This is a genomic window from Ideonella sp. WA131b, from assembly GCA_023657425.1.
Classification (GTDB): domain Bacteria; phylum Pseudomonadota; class Gammaproteobacteria; order Burkholderiales; family Burkholderiaceae_C; genus Rubrivivax.
Window position 1 is genome coordinate 669,799 of sequence record JAGTJW010000002.1, and the last position, 16,222, is coordinate 686,020.

12 protein-coding genes are annotated in these 16,222 nt (G+C 66.2%); 4 read left to right on the forward strand and 8 right to left on the reverse strand.

What is annotated here, in order from left to right; genetic code table 11:
* Nucleotides 1–1,998 carry an ATP-binding cassette domain-containing protein gene (locus KA711_13100; protein ID MCM0609905.1) on the forward strand — a complete coding sequence of 666 codons (1,998 nt, stop codon included), beginning with the start codon at nucleotides 1–3 and terminating at the stop codon, nucleotides 1,996–1,998.
* Between the two features lie 112 nt (nucleotides 1,999–2,110).
* On the opposite strand, the gene KA711_13105 is transcribed toward KA711_13100, so the two are convergent.
* The 5 genes from KA711_13105 to KA711_13125 form a co-directional block, all read right to left on the reverse strand.
* Nucleotides 2,111–2,692: a hypothetical protein gene (locus KA711_13105; protein ID MCM0609906.1), complete on the reverse strand. Its 582-nt coding sequence runs from the start codon at nucleotides 2,690–2,692 to the stop codon at nucleotides 2,111–2,113.
* Nucleotides 2,685–5,543, reverse strand: a complete 2,859-nt coding sequence (locus KA711_13110; protein ID MCM0609907.1) for a (2Fe-2S)-binding protein — start codon at nucleotides 5,541–5,543, stop codon at nucleotides 2,685–2,687. The genes KA711_13105 and KA711_13110 overlap by 8 nt, the downstream gene beginning before the upstream one ends.
* Nucleotides 5,540–5,812 carry a sarcosine oxidase subunit delta gene (locus KA711_13115; protein MCM0609908.1) on the reverse strand — a complete coding sequence of 91 codons (273 nt, stop codon included), beginning with the start codon at nucleotides 5,810–5,812 and terminating at the stop codon, nucleotides 5,540–5,542. The genes KA711_13110 and KA711_13115 overlap by 4 nt, the downstream gene beginning before the upstream one ends.
* Nucleotides 5,813–5,827: 15 nt before the next feature.
* On the reverse strand, nucleotides 5,828–7,111 hold the full coding sequence (locus KA711_13120; protein MCM0609909.1) for a sarcosine oxidase subunit beta family protein: 1,284 nt from the start codon (nucleotides 7,109–7,111) through the stop codon (nucleotides 5,828–5,830).
* Between the two features lie 127 nt (nucleotides 7,112–7,238).
* Complete coding sequence (locus KA711_13125; protein ID MCM0609910.1) at nucleotides 7,239–8,360, reverse strand: membrane dipeptidase; 1,122 nt, start codon at nucleotides 8,358–8,360, stop codon at nucleotides 7,239–7,241.
* A 113-nt stretch (nucleotides 8,361–8,473) separates the two neighbouring features.
* Here KA711_13125 and KA711_13130 point away from each other — a divergent pair, with 113 nt between their 5' ends.
* Entirely contained in the window at nucleotides 8,474–9,619 is a 1,146-nt protein-coding gene (locus tag KA711_13130) for a M20 family metallopeptidase (GenBank protein ID MCM0609911.1), read from the forward strand.
* A gap of 20 nt (nucleotides 9,620–9,639) precedes the next feature.
* Here the strand turns inward: KA711_13130 and KA711_13135 are convergent, their stop codons facing one another.
* Nucleotides 9,640–10,575 (reverse strand): N-carbamoyl-D-amino-acid hydrolase, encoded by a 936-nt coding sequence (locus KA711_13135; protein MCM0609912.1) that lies wholly within the window; start codon nucleotides 10,573–10,575, stop codon nucleotides 9,640–9,642.
* Between the two features lie 17 nt (nucleotides 10,576–10,592).
* On the reverse strand, nucleotides 10,593–12,725 hold the full coding sequence (locus KA711_13140) for a TonB-dependent receptor (GenBank protein ID MCM0609913.1): 2,133 nt from the start codon (nucleotides 12,723–12,725) through the stop codon (nucleotides 10,593–10,595).
* Between the two features lie 173 nt (nucleotides 12,726–12,898).
* Here KA711_13140 and KA711_13145 point away from each other — a divergent pair, with 173 nt between their 5' ends.
* Nucleotides 12,899–14,098, forward strand: coding sequence for a PLP-dependent aminotransferase family protein (locus KA711_13145; GenBank protein ID MCM0609914.1), 1,200 nt, complete (start codon nucleotides 12,899–12,901; stop codon nucleotides 14,096–14,098).
* Here the strand turns inward: KA711_13145 and KA711_13150 are convergent.
* Entirely contained in the window at nucleotides 14,077–15,399 is a 1,323-nt protein-coding gene (locus KA711_13150) for a beta-lactamase family protein (GenBank protein ID MCM0609915.1), read from the reverse strand. The genes KA711_13145 and KA711_13150 overlap by 22 nt on opposite strands.
* Before the next feature lie 107 nt (nucleotides 15,400–15,506).
* Here KA711_13150 and KA711_13155 point away from each other — a divergent pair, with 107 nt between their 5' ends.
* Nucleotides 15,507–16,172: a cupin domain-containing protein gene (locus KA711_13155; GenBank protein ID MCM0609916.1), complete on the forward strand. Its 666-nt coding sequence runs from the start codon at nucleotides 15,507–15,509 to the stop codon at nucleotides 16,170–16,172.
* Nucleotides 16,173–16,222: the final 50 nt, after the last annotated feature.

Here is a 16,222-nt window from a genome sequence, read left to right on the forward strand (position 1 = left end):
GTGATCACCCTCCGCGACATCACCTTGCGCCGCGGCGTCAAGGTCGTTCTGCAAAGCGCGAACCTCGTGCTGCAACCTGGCGAGAAAGTTGGCCTCATCGGCCGCAACGGCGCCGGCAAGTCCAGCCTGTTCGCGATGCTCACGCACAAGCTGCAGGCCGACCAGGGCGAGGTCGAGATCCCCCCGCGCTGGCGCGTGGGCGAGGTGGCGCAGGACATGCCCGAGACCGAGCAGGGCGCCACCGACTTCGTGCTCGACGGCGACATCCCGCTGGTGGCCGCGCAGCACCAACTGGCCGCCGCCGAAGCCATGAACGGCGGCGAAGGCGACGGTGAGGCCATCGCGCACGCCCACCTTGCGCTGGACGAAGCCGGCGCTTTCGACGCCCGCTCGCGCGCCCAGGCGCTGCTGCAAGGTCTGGGCTTCAAGACGGCCCAACTCGACGCCCCCGTGAACAGCTTCAGCGGCGGCTGGCGCATGCGGCTGCAACTGGCACGCGCGCTGATGTGCCCGGCCGAGCTGCTGCTGCTGGACGAGCCCACCAACCACCTCGACCTCGACGCGCTGGTGTGGCTGGAGAGCTGGTTGAAGCGCTTCGAGGGGCTGCTGGTCATCATCAGCCACGACCGCGAGTTCCTGGATGCCGTGACCCGGGTGACGGTGCACCTCGACGAGTTCACGCTCACGCGCTACAGCGGCAACTACACGGCGTTTGAAGAGATGCGTGCCGAGCGCCTGCAGCTGGCCGCCGCCAGCTACGCCAAGCAGCAGGAACGCATCGCGCACCTGCAGCGCTTCATCGACCGCTTCAAGGCCAAGGCCAGCAAGGCCAAGCAGGCGCAGAGCCGCGTCAAGGCACTGTCGCGCATGGAGAAGCTCGCGCCCGTGCTCACCAGCAGCGACTTCGAGTTCGAGTTCCGCGAGCCGCAGAACCTGCCCAACCCGATGCTCAGCTTTGACGCGCTCGATTGCGGTTACGGCAGCACCGCCATCGTGAGGGCCTTCAGCCGAAGCGTGTTGGCCGGCCAGCGCATCGGCATCCTGGGCGCCAACGGCCAGGGCAAGAGCACGCTGGTGAAGACCATCGCACGGGCCCTGCCCGCTTTGGGCGGCCGCACCACCGAGGGCAAGGGCCTGGTCATCGGCTACTTTGCGCAGCAGGAGCTTGACGTGCTGAGCCTGGGCGACGGCCCGCTGATGCACCTGGTGCGCCTGGCCCGCGACGTGGGGCCAGCGGCACGCGAGCAGGAGCTGCGCGACTTTCTCGGCCGCTTCCGCTTCACCGGCGACATGGTGACGCAGGCTGTGGGCAGCCTCTCCGGCGGCGAGAAGGCGCGCCTGGTGCTGGCCATGCTGGTATGGCAGCGCCCCAACCTGCTGCTGCTCGACGAGCCCACCAACCACCTCGATCTCACCACACGCGAGGCGCTGTCGATCGCGCTCAACGAGTTCGAGGGCACGGTGATGCTGGTGAGCCACGACCGTGCGCTGCTGCGCGAAGTGTGCGACGAGTTCTGGCTGGTGGCCGGCGGGCGTGTGCAGCCTTTCGACGGCGACCTGGACGACTACCAGAAGTGGCTGCTGGAAGTGAGCCGCGCCGCCGCGCGCGGGCAGCCGGCACCCGAGCCGCCCAAGGCGGCCGCGCCGGCCGTGGCCGCGCCGCCACCGCGGGCCCATGCCACCGCGAAGGCCGCGGCTCCCGCACCAGCGACCGCGCCCAAGGCCGAGGCCCGCGAATCGCGCCAGCAGTCCAAGCAGGCGCGCGTGAAGCAGTCCGAGCGCTCACGGCCGCTGCGCATCGAGCTGCAGCGCATCGACGAGCGCATGGCCAAGCTGGGCACCGAAAAGGCCGAGATCGAGGCCGCGCTCGCCGGGCCGGGTGGCGACTACGCCGAGCTCGGCCGCCGCATGGCCCACGTGGGCGCCGAGGTGGCGATGCTGGAGGAGCGCTGGCTCGAGCTGCAGACCGAACTGGAGGCGATGAACGCGGCGGACTGATCGGGGTGGGGGACTGCTGCCGAACCTTTGGCGCCTGCCAGGCTACGGAACTCGAGTACCCAAAGCAGACACTGGTCGCGTCGCAGCGTCTCTTTGTCTGCCGCCCACGATCCTAGGTTGTGCCCAGTTCAGCATCCATTGCATGGGTAATCCATTCCAGCGCGTACTCGCTGTGCGCCCGATCGATCACCAACCAAATGCGGTCGGTGTCCAGGCGCAAGACGATGGAGGCGATGTCGACCAGCCTCGTTCGCGTGCTGTCGCCCACCTCCCTCGGAACGGCATTGACGTCCAGCAGGTGCAGCAGCACATCGGCGACTTCGTGACTCACCAACTCGAGCACCAGGCAGCCGGCCGTTTGGTCCAGCGCACAAGCCAGTGCTTCGCGGCCCGGAAACAGCGCTTCTTGCACGCCTGCTGCAACTGCGGAGCTCGTGGTCAACAGCAGAAACTCGGCCGGTCCAGTCCAGACCAGGCACGGGTCGGCGCCGCGAAAGGTGCCTGGCTCAGGCAGCGGCGTGAGGCCGTGGGCAGCGACAGCTGCCTTGACTGCCGCATCGCCGTCGGCCAGGTACCGCAGCGACAACACGCGCAGGCCCGGCACGGGGCGGACCGACCGTGCAGCCGATGGCCGGGGCAAGGTGACGTCCTGTTCCTTGGGCAACGGGCTCGACGCTTGACCGGCCTCAACCATGCAGTCGCTCCCCGGCCGGGTCGAAGAAGGGCGTCTTCACCACTTCGGCCCTGATGGCCTGGCCCAGGTGGTATGCGGTGACGCACTCCCCCAACCGAAGCCTGCCACGCTTGAGCATGGCCAGCGACACCGGGTGGCCCAGAACCGGACTGAAGGCACTGGAGGTCACGAAGCCGTCGATCGCGGCTGGCGGCGCCTGCAAGGTGATGTGCGCACCGACGGGCAAGCGGGTGCGTCGGTCCAGCGGCAGCAGACCGACCAATTGCATGCGGTCTGCGTCCAAGGCGACCGGCCTGAGCAAGGATCGCCGGCCGACGAAGTTGGCGGCCTTCTTGATGATGCCGCGGTCGAGACCGACGTCGCCCGGAAAGGTCGTGCCATCGGTATCCGCGCCCAGATGCAGGTAGCCCTTCTCGATGCGCAGGATCATCAGCGCCTCCACCCCATAGGGCATCACGCCGAAAGCCTGACCTGCCTGCCACAAGCGCTCCAGCAGTGCCTGCGTGCGGTCTGCTGGCAGGTTGATCTCGTAGCCGAGTTCGCCGCTGAAACTGGCGCGCAGCACACGCATGGGCGTGCCGCCATGGTTGACCTCGCGCAGCGTCATGTGCTTCATGGCCGCAGGGGCCAGCGACTCCTCGAAGCCAGCGGCTGCGAGCAAGGCCCAGGCCTTCGGACCGGCCACGGTGACGTTGCCCCAGGCAGCCGTCACGGGCGTGACCAGCACACGGTGGTGCACGTACTCGCACTGCAGCCATTCTTCGAAGGCCTGCGCCACGCGCTCGGCGCCGCCTGACGTGGTGTTGACCCAGTAGTGCTGCGGCCCCAGCCGCGCGACGATGCCGTCGTCGAAGATCACGGCATCTTCACGCAACAGCAGGCCGTAACGCGCCTGCCCGACAGCCAGTGTGGACATTGTGCCCACGTACATCAGGTCCAGAAAGTTCGCAGCATCAGGCCCATAGACCTCGATCTTGCCCAGCGGCGAGGCTTCGAACAGGCCAACCTGCTGACGCACGTTCAAGGCCTCGCGCTCGGCAGCAGCGTTCAAGGATTCACCCTGGCGCGGGTAGGCCGCCGGGCGCTGCCAGGCACCGAACTCCTCCCACAGCGGGCTTTGGGCCTCATGCCAGGCATGACCGGGCATGCGCTTGAGCGGCTTGTAGAGCGCACCTTTGCGACCAGCAGCCAACGCGCCCAGGGTCACCGGTTTGAACGGCGGACGAAACCGGGTGGTGCCGACCTGTCCCGGGCTTCGCTGGGTCAGTTCGCCCATCAGCACCAGCGCGTTGACGTTGCTGGTCTTGCCTTGGTCGGTGGCCATGCCCATCGTGGTGTAGCGCTTGAGATGCTCGACCGAACGGTAGTTCTCGCGCGCGGCCAGCGCGACGTCGTCGGCGGTCACATCGTTCTGCAAGTCCAGGAACACCTTGCCCGGCTTGCGGCCCCAGGCGGCCAGCGCCGCTGCCGTCGGTCTGGTATTCGAAGTCACCAAGCCCGTGCCGCCCGCGGGCGCTTGGGAAGGCCTGCGGCTGCCGACGGCTTCAGCGTGCGTCAGAGCAGCGTCGGCATCAAAGACGCCTGCACAAGCGCCCACGGAGTCCATGCTGGGCACGCCACCCACGGGCACGAACATCGCGGCATCGTCCACCCAGCGAAGCTTGCCGCCAGCCATCGAGTGCAGGTTGACGGCAGGTGCCCAGCCGCCTGCGCTGGCAATGCAGTCCACCTCGACATGATGAACGGTGCCGCCTTCGTGGTCAGTGATGGCGACACACTTCACCGAACGTGTGCCGATAACCGCGACGATGGCGCTGCCGGGAAACACCGGCACGCCGGGCACGGCGGCCGCACCGGCGGAGGGGCGGTGGTCCACCACCGCGACCACGTTCACACCAGCCGCCACCATCGCGCGGGCGGCGCTGTGGCCGCTGTCGCAGGCTGTGGTCACCAGCACACGTCGCCCGCAGGCCACGCCGTAGTGGGTGGCATAACGGAGCACAGCGCTGGCCAGCATCACGCCCGGGCGGTCGTTGTCCGGGAACAGCATCGGGCGCTCGAAAGCGCCGGTGGCCAGGATGATGCGATCGGCGCGGACTTTCCACAGCCGTTCCCGCACAGCAGCATCGATGGTTTGCGTGGCGGCGGCGAGCAAGTGGTCGTACAAACCGAACACGGTGCAGCGCGTGTGCACCTCGACGCCGGCAGTCTGCAGTTCCGGCAGGCGCGCGGCGCAGGCGGGCTCCAACTGCGCCGCGCCTTCCATCAGCAGCACCTGCTGGCCGCTGCGCGCGGCGGCCAGCGCCGCCTGCACGCCCGCCGCACCGGCACCGACCACCAGCACCTGCACCTGGCGCGAGACCTGGTCGTAGCGGTCGGGGTCCGGCGCATCGGCCGCCACGCCCAGCCCCGCCATGCGGCGAATCGTGGGCTCGAACACATGCCAGTGCGGCCACATGAAGGTCTTGTAGTAGAAGCCCGCCGGCAGCAGCGCCGCGAAGCGCGAGGTCAGCGCCGCCAGGTCGAATTCCAGGCTCGGCCAGGCGTTGCCGGTGAAGGCTTGCAGGCCGTCTTGCGCGGCGATGTCGGTGGCCCGCGTGTTGGGCGTCCGTGCGCCGCCCAGGCCGATGTCGAGCAGGCCGGTGGGCTCTTCCACCCCGCAGCTGAAGAGGCCGCGTGGCCGGTGCAGCTTGAAGCTGCGCCCGATGTGCACGATGCCCTGCGCCAGCAGTGCCGAGGCCACTGTGTCGCCCGCAAAGCCCGGGACGTCGCGGCCGTTGAACTGGAAGCGCAGCGGCCGTGTGCGGTCGAGCCAGGCACCTTGGGGCGCAGGCAAGCGGTAGCCGCTCATGGCGCCGGCCCCGGCTGCGCTTCGGCGATGCCGTACACCGCCTTCACCTCGTGGCTCACGGTGTCGCGCACGAGGTTGAACCACAGGCCGCAGCCCCAGGTGTGGCACCAGCGTTCGGCATGCTCGCCTTTGGGGTTGCTGCGAAAGTACAGATAGGCTCCCCAGGTCTCGTCGCTGCAATCCAGCGGCGGACGTGTGATGGCCGTGGTGCCGCCGCAGCGGAATTCGCTTTCTGCGCGCGGCCCGCATAGCGGACATTGCAGTTGCATCGTGGCCAGTTCCGTTCAGTGCGCGATACCGGCGGCAGCGGCTTCGTCAATCAGCCGGCCGGTGTGGAAGCGCTGCAGTTGGAAGGGTTCTGCCAGTTCGTGGTTGCGGCCGGTGGCCAGCACATGCGCCAAGGTCCAGCCGCCCACCGGGATGGCTTTGAAGCCGCCGGTACCCCAGCCGCAATTGATGAACAGGCCTGGCACCGGCGTGGCGCCGAGGATGGGGCTGCTGTCCTGCACCACGTCCACGATGCCGGCCCATTGGCGCAGCAGGCGCAGGCGGCTGAGCGAAGGGAACATCTCAACCGTCGCCGCCACCACGTGTTGCATCACGTCGAAGCTGCCGCGCTGGGCATACGAAGGGAAGTGGTCGAGTGCGCCGCCGATGACCACTTCGCCCTTGTCGCTCTGGCTCCAGTAAGCTCCCAACGACGGCGACAGGGTCACGGTGTTGAGCACCGGCTTGATCGGCTCGCTCACCATCGCCTGCAGCGCGTAGCTGGTCACGGGAAGCTGAAAACCGGCCATGCCGGCCAGCACCGACGAGTGCCCGGCAACGGCCATGGCCACCTTGTCGGCGCGCATCTCACTTCGCACACCGCCGCGGCTCGTGGTGACGCCGACCACCGTGTCGCCCTGCTTGAGAAAACCCGTGACGGCACAGTTCTGCACGATGTCCACGCCCAGCGCCGAAGCGGCGCGCGCGTAACCCCAGGCCACGGCGTCGTGCCGCGCCGACCCTCCTCGGCGCTGGATGAAGCCGCCCACGATCGGGAAGCGCGCATCGGCGCCAAAGTTCAGCCGGGGCTCGATGTCCTGCACCTGACGGGCGTCCAGCAAGTCGGCATCAATGCCATTGCACAGCATCGCGTTGGCCCAGCGCGACTGCGCATCCAGGTCGTGCCGCGAATGCGCCAGCGTGACGATGCCGCGCTGGCTGAGCATGATGTTGAAGTTGATCTCGCGCGCCAGTTGCTCGTACTGGCGCAGCGAGAAGTCGTACAGCCGCGCGCTTTCAGGGTACAGGTAGTTCGAGCGCACGATGGTGGTGTTGCGCCCGGTGTTGCCGCCGCCGATCCAGCCGGCTTCCAGCACCGCGACATTCGTGACGCCATGGTTCTTCGCCAGGTAGTAGGCCGTGGCCAAGCCGTGGCCACCGCCGCCAATGATGATGACGTCGTAGCGCGGCTTGGGCTCGGCTTCGCGCCAGGCGGGCGCCCAGTCTTGGTGGCCTGTGCGCGCAGCTGCGAACAGGTTCCAGGCAGAGTAGCGCTGGCGCGGCGGTGTCGGGTTGGGCATCAAGTTGATTCAAGCTTAGTGCGACAGGCACGCAAGGAGTGATGCCCGCAGAACAAAAACTTGGGCGCTCGCAACTTCTTTTGAGCGCTTGTTGCAAGTGGCCTGCTGCCACCAAAGCGAAGGACTGTCATGCCGGCTCTTTCCAGACCTGCCGAGCAATGCGCGTCAAGTTGCCATTCAGGATGGACCGCAGGTCGCCTTCGGCGTAAACCAGTCGAAGCAAACCATCGACGATGGCCTCCAACTGTTCGGGCTGAACGAAGTTCATGCCCTTGTCATAAGCCAGTTCAGGCGGAAACAGGCCTTTCATGGCTGCCATGCCGGCGTCCACCTCGGCCTGGTCGACGACATGGCCCAGGCCCAGCGCCACATGCTGTGGCCCGATCAGCTGCACGGCGTAGTCGACGTGGCGCACAAAGGTCTCGCTGCGGGTGTCGTTGTCACCCAAAAACGGGCCCACGCCATTGATTCCCACCACACCGCCCTTGGCCGAACAGGCACGCATCAGGGCGTCCGAGACATTGCGCGGGTGCGGCCGCACAGCGCTGGGGATGGAGTGCGAAAAGATCACCGGCCCTGGTGCGTAGTCAAGCACCTCCTGCGCGCTGAGGCTGCCCAGATGACTGCGGCACACCACCATGCCCACGCGCGTCATCTCGTCGATCAGCCGGCGGCCAAAGTCCGTGAGGCCACAGTCGTCGTCTTGGCAGCCCCCAGCATCGGCGCTGTTGCTGTTGTAGGCCAGCAGCATCCAGCGCACGCCAAGGTCGCAGTAAAGCTGAACCAGACTGATCTGATCAGCAACGGCGTTGGCACCCTCGATGTCGAAGCTCACTGCCAGCTTGCCGCTGTTCCGAGCCGATTCGATGTCATCCACCGTGCGCACCATGGTGTAGTAAGTGGCACGCTCGGCCAACCCGTGCCGGAAGCTGGCGATCATGCGCAGGTGCTGCTCGATACCGTCGTCGCCAAAGCCGACGTTCAGCGAGATGTGGTCTAACCCCGCCGCACGGCAGCGCGCCAGCTGTGGCAAGAAGCGGGTGTCATGCGGCCGCAAAGGCATGCAGCCCTGGTTGTCCCACACCCGGCTTTCCAGGATGATGTCAAGAGCGGTCTTCATCGTGGGTCTGGTGGGGCTGACTGTCTGTTCACAGTGATCCAGGGATTGCGCGCGCGACACAGCCCGTGGAGAAAGTGTGCATGCTGCCGGATGCACATCGCCACGCTTGGCGATGTGGGCGGTGTCCAATGCCCTCAAGTCTTGGAGTGCAGCGGCTCAGTGAAGTCAACAGTGCAAGCATGTGGACAATATACTATCCATGTATTCCTGCTGTCTACGCAGCATTCTCTTTGGAGCCTTTGATGACAAGCGCCCAGCCCTTGAATGTGGACGAAATACTGGCCGGCATCCGCGCCTGGATCGAAATCGAAAGCCCGACCGACAACCCCGAGGGCATGGCGCGCATGGCAGCCCGTGTGCAAGCCGACTATGAAGCCATTGGCGCGCGGGTCGAGCGCATTGCTGGCAGGGACGGGTTTGGCGACCACGTGCTGGCGACAGACGACAGGCACTGCCCACCCGAGGCTGCGGCCGGCCCGGGCCTGCTGATCCTGAGCCACATCGACACGGTGCATCCCATCGGCACACTGGCCGGGCCTTTGCCGTTCCGCATCGAGGGCGACCGTGCCTATGGCCCAGGCGCCGAGGACATGAAGGGCGGCACCTACCTGGCGCTGGTCGCCCTGCGCCAGATAGGCAGGGCCGGCCTGAAGACGCACCTGCCGGTGCGGCACCTGATGGTCAGCGACGAGGAGATGGGCAGCGACACTTCGCGCGAGCACATCGAACGCGAGGCGCGGCGTGCGAAGTACGTGCTGGTCACCGAGCCGGCACGCTCGGGCGGCAAGATCGTCACCGCACGCAAGGGCTGCGCCCAGTTCAAGGTCACAGCCCATGGCGTGGCGGCCCACGCTGGCGTCGAACACCACCTCGGTCGCAACGCCATCCACGAGATTGCGCACCAAGTGCTGGCGCTGGAAGCGATGACTGATTACGCGCGCGAGCTCACCGTCAGTGTGGGCCTGATCAAGGGCGGCACGCGTTCCAACGTGGTGCCCGACACCGCAACAGTGGACGTGGATGTGCGCATGCCCAACCCCGAGATCGGCGAGGAGATCGTGCGACGCATCCGAGACCTCAAACCGCATCTCGAAGGCGTCACGCTGACCGTAGAGGGCGGCATCAACCGGCCAGGCTACGAAAAGACACCCGGGATCGCAGCGCTGTACGAACATGCCAAAGGGCTGGCGGCCGAGATCGGCTTCGAGCTGATCGACCTGAAGACCGGCGGCGGCAGTGACGGCAACTTCACCGCCGCCATTGCGCCCACGCTCGACGGCCTGGGCGTGGATGGCGATGGCGGCCACACCCTGGACGAGCGGCTCTACATCAGCAGCATCATTCCGCGCACCCGGTTGTTGATGCGGTTGATGGAGACTCTGCGATAGCGGCGCCGATTTCGCGGCGGTCAAGGCGGCGGCACCGCACCTGTGTATTCAGTGATTTGGCTGTAGGCCTGGGGCTTGCGATGGGCCGCGAAATCGAAGATCGTGGTCTTGTACGAATGCGCTCGATCCAGGTCGCACTCGGCCACAACCAACTCGTCACCTTGCGTGTGTGAGTGCGCCACGATCTCACCCGAAGGTGCGACGATGAACGTGTCTGCAAGCATGGCTTGACCTTCTTCGACGCCGCCCTTGGCGACGGCCACCGCCCAGGTGGCGTTCTGGTAGGCGCCCGCCTGCATCACCAGCCGATGGTGAAAGCGCACCAGTGGGTCGTGCTGCGGCGCCTCGGGGTTCTGAAGCGGCGTGTTGTAGCCCACGAGCACGAGCTCGACACCCTGCAGGCCCAGCACCCGCCAAGCTTCGGGCCAGCGACGGTCGTTGCAGATCAGCATGCCGACGATGCCACCGAAACCACGCCAGACCGGAAACCCCAGACCCCCGGTCTCAAAGTAGCGCTTCTCGAGGTGCTGGTGCTCAAAGCCTGGTTGCGGCTCGCGGTCGCCGGGCAGGTGCACCTTGCGGTAGTGCCCGATCAGGCCGCCATCAGGCCCAACCAGCGCCGAACTGTTGAATCGCCGAAGTCTGCCGGCCTGCCCGGCGAGTTCAGCGTAGCCGAAGCACAGGCCCAGCTGGAGCCGTCGCGCCGCGGCGAACAGTGGCTGGGTGTCTCGGCCTGGCATCGAGGATTCAAAGAAGCCATCGAGCACTGAATCGTCTTCGATCGCCCAGCGCGGGAAGAACGTGGTCAACGCCAGTTCGGGAAACACGACCAGCGTCGCACGAACGCGTGCCGCCTGGTCCATGAGCACGATCATGCGGTCGACAACCGCGCCACGCGACGTGTCGCGCGACACCGGACCGAGTTGAGCAGCCGCGATCGTGATGACGCGGCCCATCACCTGCCCGCCCGGTTCTAGAACTGGGCTCGCGCCAACACCCCGATCGATCGCGGCGCCACTCTAAAGTCCGGCAGGCCGAAGATTCCCGGGAAGGTCACGCCATTTGCATTGGTGAGGTTCTTGCCTTCCAGGTAGACCTGCCAGGTGCGCAGTTCCACCCCGATGCGTGCGTTCAGCGTATCGATGTTGCTGCTGCTGGCGTTCACACCTTGATTGCGGACAATGAACTTGACGGGATCGGAGTGCTGATAGTCGAGCCGGACCATGCCAGGCAACCCGGCCACCCAGCTGAACCGTTGGCTCAGAGAAACCGACGCTGTCGTCTTGGGCACGAAGTTCAAGGGGTCGCCCTGGTTGCGCTCAGCGGTCTTCACGTCGTAGGTGAGATCCGAATAACCCAGCGCCACATCAAGTGTCATGGACTTGGTCAGCGCCGCCGACAGCGTGATGTCCATACCCGGCCCAGATGCCCTGCCGGAGTTGACCGTGAGCGCCTGACAGGTTGCGGGCGTGCAGCCAGGTGCCAGGTCTTGCGCCTGCACGTTGCTGTATTTGCTGTGGTACGCCGCCACTTCGTACTGCAGCACGTCGCCAAACAAGGACCCTCGATTGCCGATCTCCACGCTGACAATGTCCTCAGGCCCGTAGTTGCGCGGCGTTGCCGTGGAATTGAAGCCACCGCTTCGGAAGCCCTTGGAGGCCGTTGCATAGAGCGCGCCCTTGGGTGAATAGCGCCACAGCATGTTCAGCCGGGGCGTCGTGGCACTGAACTCCGCTTGGTCGTTGAAGAGGGTCGAAGGCGTGCCTGGGGGCGCAAAGCCAGACGGCAACTTGGAGCCGACGTTCTCCGCCTTCTCCTTGAACGAGCGCAGGCCGCCGGTCAGTGACAACTGAGGCGACAGGGCGTACGTCAGTTCGCCAAAAAGGGCCGTCTGTGTGACGTTGGTGGGGCCGGTGCCATCGAAACCACCTTGCAGGCGGAACGTGGTGTCGGTCCACACGTCCGAGGTGACGGAATGCGTGTCGGTCTTGCGGTAGTAGGCCCCCGCCGTCCAGGTCAGGGGCCCCTTGTCATCCGACTCCAGGCGAATCTCCTGGGTTGTGATCTTTTGCGACATCTCTTGCCGGTAGGCGCCGCCGGAAGTGGGCAGGGGCAGTATCAGCGCCTTGAAGGGCAGGCCAGCGTATACGGCCGTCAGTTCGGCAGTGGTGTCGATCTTGCGATTCAGGTAGCCGGTGGAGCTGACCAATCGTACGCTGCCCAGATCGGCGCTAACCACCAGGTTGAAAAGGTCGGTCTTGTCCTTGGTCGGCGACGCAATGAAGGAAGCGATGGTGCGATCGGCGTTCGAACCGGAATTGTTCTTGGTGTCGGTTTCGGTGTGGAAGTACATCGCCGTCACGTCGACATTCGCGCTTGGCTTCACCAGCAACTTGCCACGCAGGAAATCGCGCTTGGCGCTGTTGATGTCCTTGGCACCGTTTGCGCTATTGTCCACCCAGCCCGGCAGGTCTTCGTGGCCGGCCACGAGTCGTAGGCCCGCGACGCCCGTAGCCAAAGGCACGTTCACCACGCCATTGGCGCGCCAGCCCGTCTGGCCGCCGGTCAGTTGGCCGAAACCGGCTTCAACACTGCCTTCGAACTTGTCCAGCCGCGGCGCCCGCGTGATGAAACGGATGGTGCCGCCCATCGAACCATCGCCGTACAGCGTGCCTTGCGGCCCCCGCAACACTTCAATGCGGGCCATGTCGACCAAGGGAACGTCGAGCGAGCGCTGCGCGTCCGGCATGTTCAGCGAGACCTCGTCAAGATAGGTACCGACCAGCGCGGCGCCGTAGCCCACGCCTTGCGACAGGCCCCGCAGTTGGATGCGGCTGGCGCCCGGTGCGTTCTGGTTGATGAAAAGCGATGGCACCACCGACTGCATCTGCTGGATATCGGTGACGCCGCGGTCGGCGATCTCGCTGCCGCCAATGGCAGTGATCGAGTACGGCACATCGATGACCAACTGCTTGCGCTTGGACGCTGTGACCTCGACCACCTGCTTGTCAATCGACACGTCGCCCGTGGTCTGGGCCATTGCCGGCCAAGTGGCCAACACTGCGGCAATCGGGGTCAGCAAGACTTTCAGTGTGCGCGTGTCCATGCGGTCCGGTCCTTGGTGATGGGATGGGTCGCATCATGCTAGTGTTCAATATACTATCCGTCAACAGGTCTGATGCTCTTCGATGTGAGGCGATTCATCCCCGGACTTCCGCCATACGATCACTCGCTGGAGTCCTTGATGGTGTATTTAATAGACAACATGTGGCAGCCGATATGACCACTCCCATCTTCAGGTTTGCGCACCGCACACGTCGAATCGCGCCCTCCATGATCCTGGAGCTGATGAAGCTCATGGGGCGCCCGGCTCTGGTGTCGCTGGGCGGCGGCTTGCCGTCGGCTGATGGCTTCCCTGCCGAAGCCTTGCGCGCCGCGTCGCACCGGGTGCTCTCCCGGGCCCCCCGCGAGGCGCTGCAGTACACCACCACCGAAGGGCTGCCGGGCCTGCGCGAATGGGTGGCGGCACGGCTGCGCGAGCGCGGCCTGGCGGTTCTGGCCGAACAAGTTCTCATCACCAGCGGATCGCAGCAGGGGCTGGACCTGGTGGCCAAAGCGCTGCTGGAAGCCAGCGCTCGGGTGGCCGTCGAGTCGCCCACCTACCTGGGTGCACTGCAGGCCTTTGCGCCCTATGAGGCCGAAGCGGTGGAGGTCGCCTGCGACGAAGACGGGCCGTTGCCAGATCGCCTGCAGGCGGTGGCCGACGCCAGGGCGCTGTACCTCCTGCCCAGCTTCCAGAACCCCACAGGGCGCTGCATTCCGCAAGCACGTCGGGTGCAGATCGCAGCCCGGGCACAAGCACTGGGCCTGCCGCTGCTTGAGGACGACCCCTACGGTGACCTGTGGTTCGACCAGCCGCCACCCGCACCGCTGGCCGCACACTGGCCCGAAGGCTCCATCTACTTGGGTTCGTTCTCCAAGGTGCTGGCGCCGGGCTTGCGCCTGGGCTACGTGGTGTCGCCCCTGCCGGTGCACCAACTGCTGGTGCAGGCCAAACAGGCGGCCGACATGCACAGCTCGACCTTGGCGCAGCACCTGGTGCTCGACCTGTTGAAGACGGGCATGCTGGAAGACCACCTCGACAGCGTGCGTCAGCGCTACCGCCTCGGTCGGGACGCCATGGCTCAGGCATTGCACACACACATGCCCGATCTCGCCACGTGGCGGGCGCCGGAAGGTGGCATGTTCTTCTGGCTGACGCTGGCTTCGCAGGTCGACACGGCGGCTTTGCTGCCGCGGGCTATCGAGCAAGGCCTGAGCTTTCTTCCAGGCGCCGCGTTCTTCGCGGGCAAGCCCGTCCAGCACGCACTGCGGCTGTCCTTCGTCACCGAACCCCCAGAGCGGATCGCCCAAGGGGTGGCCACGCTCGCGCGGACCGTGCGCAGTGCGCTGCTCGCTCAGAGCGGCCAGGCCCAGTAGATCTTGTCCTGCGGCGTGGTGCCCACCTGCAGGTGCTCGACACGTTCGGGGTAGCAGATGCGGTAGCGTCGCAAGCTGTGGGTAGCGTGGCGTTGCTGCTCCACCAGGTCAAAGGCCAGCGGTTCGACGCCCGTCCACAGGTTGATGACATTGCGCACCGCACTGCCATGGGCCACCACGTGCAGCAGTTCGTCGGCAAAGCAGTCTCGATCCAGCGCGGTGCCGTTGCGAAACAACTGCGACTTGATCCTGGCAGTGAGGGCCGGCGAGTCATCCGCAATGGGGTGCAGCGACAGGGGCGTGCTGCCGGGCGCGAAGCTTTCCAGCGCAAGTTGCGCCAGGTACCGCACCGCCCGCGTATTGCGCGGCGCCAGGTTGCACATGGCCACCACGCCGCAGCCCTGGACGGGTGCCAGAACGGCCATGGCCGTCCAACCGTCGTAGTGGCCCGCATGGTGAACGATGTCAGATCCACGCAGGGTGTCGACAAACCAGCCGCACCCATAGGGCGAGGGTCTGGACGTGCGCAGTGGCGCGGGCGCGAGCATCGTATTCATGCTCGCCGCCGACAGCAGCCGTTGGCCCAACAGGGCCTGCAGCCAGACCAGCGCGCCTTGCGCCGTGAAGGAGATGTCACCATCACCAATCACCTCGCGCTGGGCACTGGCCCCATCGCGGCCCGCAGGGCCCAGGCCCTGCACGTTGGCGTCCCGGGTCCATTGCGGGCTGGCCACTGTGGCACCCACACAGCCCACCCGGTCGAACAGCGACTGCACGGCGGCGGCGTAGGGACGCCCCGCCAACTGGGCGATCAGGAAGCCGAGCAGGATGTAGTTGGTGTTGGTGTAGATCCAGCCCTCGTCGGGTTCGAACGCCGTGGCCATGGCGCCGTAGGTGCGCATGAAGTCGTCGCGCCTTTCAGGGACGGTCTCGCACTCGGTATAGGCCAGGTACTCGGGCAGGCCGCTGGTGTGCCGCAGCAAGGACAGCACGGGCCGCTGCCGCCAGGCGGCCGGCAGGTCGGTCAGGTAGCGGCAGATGGGTGCTTCCAGGTCCAAAGCACCGGCCTGGGCCAGGTCCAGCACTGCGCACGCGGTGACATGCTTGCCCAGGGAAGCCACCGAGAACCAGGTGTTGGCGGTCACTGGCCGTTCGGAGCCCGGGGCTTCGACGCCCGTGGTGAAGACACTCTGGCGCCCTGGCGCCACCAGGCTGATCGCCAACCCCGGGATGCCGAATTCGGGCGCCTTGTCGGCCAGGGTGGCGGCCAGTGCAGCGGGCAGGGGTGTTGTTTCGTGCATGGGGGTCCGGGGCAGTGTTCAGTATCCTAGCCACTGACAGGAGCCAGGGCAAGGCCTGCAGGGTGGTCGCTAAACTTGCCATGCCACCTCGAAATGCCATTGCCCCCATGAAGACCAAGACGACGCCAGAAGCCAAGCCCCGCAAGAAGTCGGCCGCCACCAGGGCGATCTCTGCAGTCGAGGCCGGCGCTGCTACGAAGTCGGGCACCGAGCTGCCCGATGTTGAGCCTTCGGCCGGCGTCGGCGCGCGGCTGCGCTACGTTCGCGAGCTGCACGGCCTGTCTCAGCGTGAACTTGCGCGCCGCGCAGGCCTCAACCACGGCACCATTGGCTGCATCGAGAAGGAAACGATCTCGCCCTCGGTCGGCTCGTTGCGCAAGATCCTGGACAGCCTGCCGATGACGCTGTCGGAGTTCTTCTCAATCGATCCGGAGGTCGAGACGCAAATCTTCTTCAAGCGCGATGAGTTGCTTGAAGTTGGTGCCGGCGGCATCTCGCTGCTGCAGGTTGGGCACAACCTCAAGGGTCGCCCTCTGCAGGTGTTGCTGGAGCGTTATGCGCCCGGTGCAGAGACGGCCGCGCAGCCATACAGCCACCAGGGCGACGAGGGCGGCGTTGTGATTCAGGGGCAGGTCGAAGTCACGGTCGGCGGCGTTGCCAAAGTGTTGGGGCCGGGCGACGGCTACCTCTTCTCCAGCCGCCTGCCGCATCGCTTCCGCAACGTGAGCGATGCCGAGGCGGTCGTGGTCAGCGCCAACACACCACCGTTGTAAGGCGCTGCAACCTCACTATGCCCTGAGGGCGAATCTCGGCTTTACGTCAG

What these genes read in the sequence shown, in the direction of transcription:
- KA711_13105 (MCM0609906.1), bottom strand. Translation starts at nt 2,692, where the DNA reads ATGGTTGAGGCCGGTCAAGCGTCGAGCCCGTTGCCCAAGGAACAGGAC.
- KA711_13110 (MCM0609907.1), bottom strand. Translation starts at nt 5,543, where the DNA reads ATGAGCGGCTACCGCTTGCCTGCGCCCCAAGGTGCCTGGCTCGACCGC.
- KA711_13115 (MCM0609908.1), bottom strand. Translation starts at nt 5,812, where the DNA reads ATGCAACTGCAATGTCCGCTATGCGGGCCGCGCGCAGAAAGCGAATTC.
- KA711_13120 (MCM0609909.1), bottom strand. Translation starts at nt 7,111, where the DNA reads ATGCCCAACCCGACACCGCCGCGCCAGCGCTACTCTGCCTGGAACCTG.
- KA711_13130 (MCM0609911.1), top strand. Translation starts at nt 8,474, where the DNA reads ATGACAAGCGCCCAGCCCTTGAATGTGGACGAAATACTGGCCGGCATC.
- KA711_13135 (MCM0609912.1), bottom strand. Translation starts at nt 10,575, where the DNA reads ATGGGCCGCGTCATCACGATCGCGGCTGCTCAACTCGGTCCGGTGTCG.
- KA711_13140 (MCM0609913.1), bottom strand. Translation starts at nt 12,725, where the DNA reads ATGGACACGCGCACACTGAAAGTCTTGCTGACCCCGATTGCCGCAGTG.
- KA711_13145 (MCM0609914.1), top strand. Translation starts at nt 12,899, where the DNA reads ATGACCACTCCCATCTTCAGGTTTGCGCACCGCACACGTCGAATCGCG.
- KA711_13150 (MCM0609915.1), bottom strand. Translation starts at nt 15,399, where the DNA reads ATGCACGAAACAACACCCCTGCCCGCTGCACTGGCCGCCACCCTGGCC.
- KA711_13155 (MCM0609916.1), top strand. Translation starts at nt 15,507, where the DNA reads ATGAAGACCAAGACGACGCCAGAAGCCAAGCCCCGCAAGAAGTCGGCC.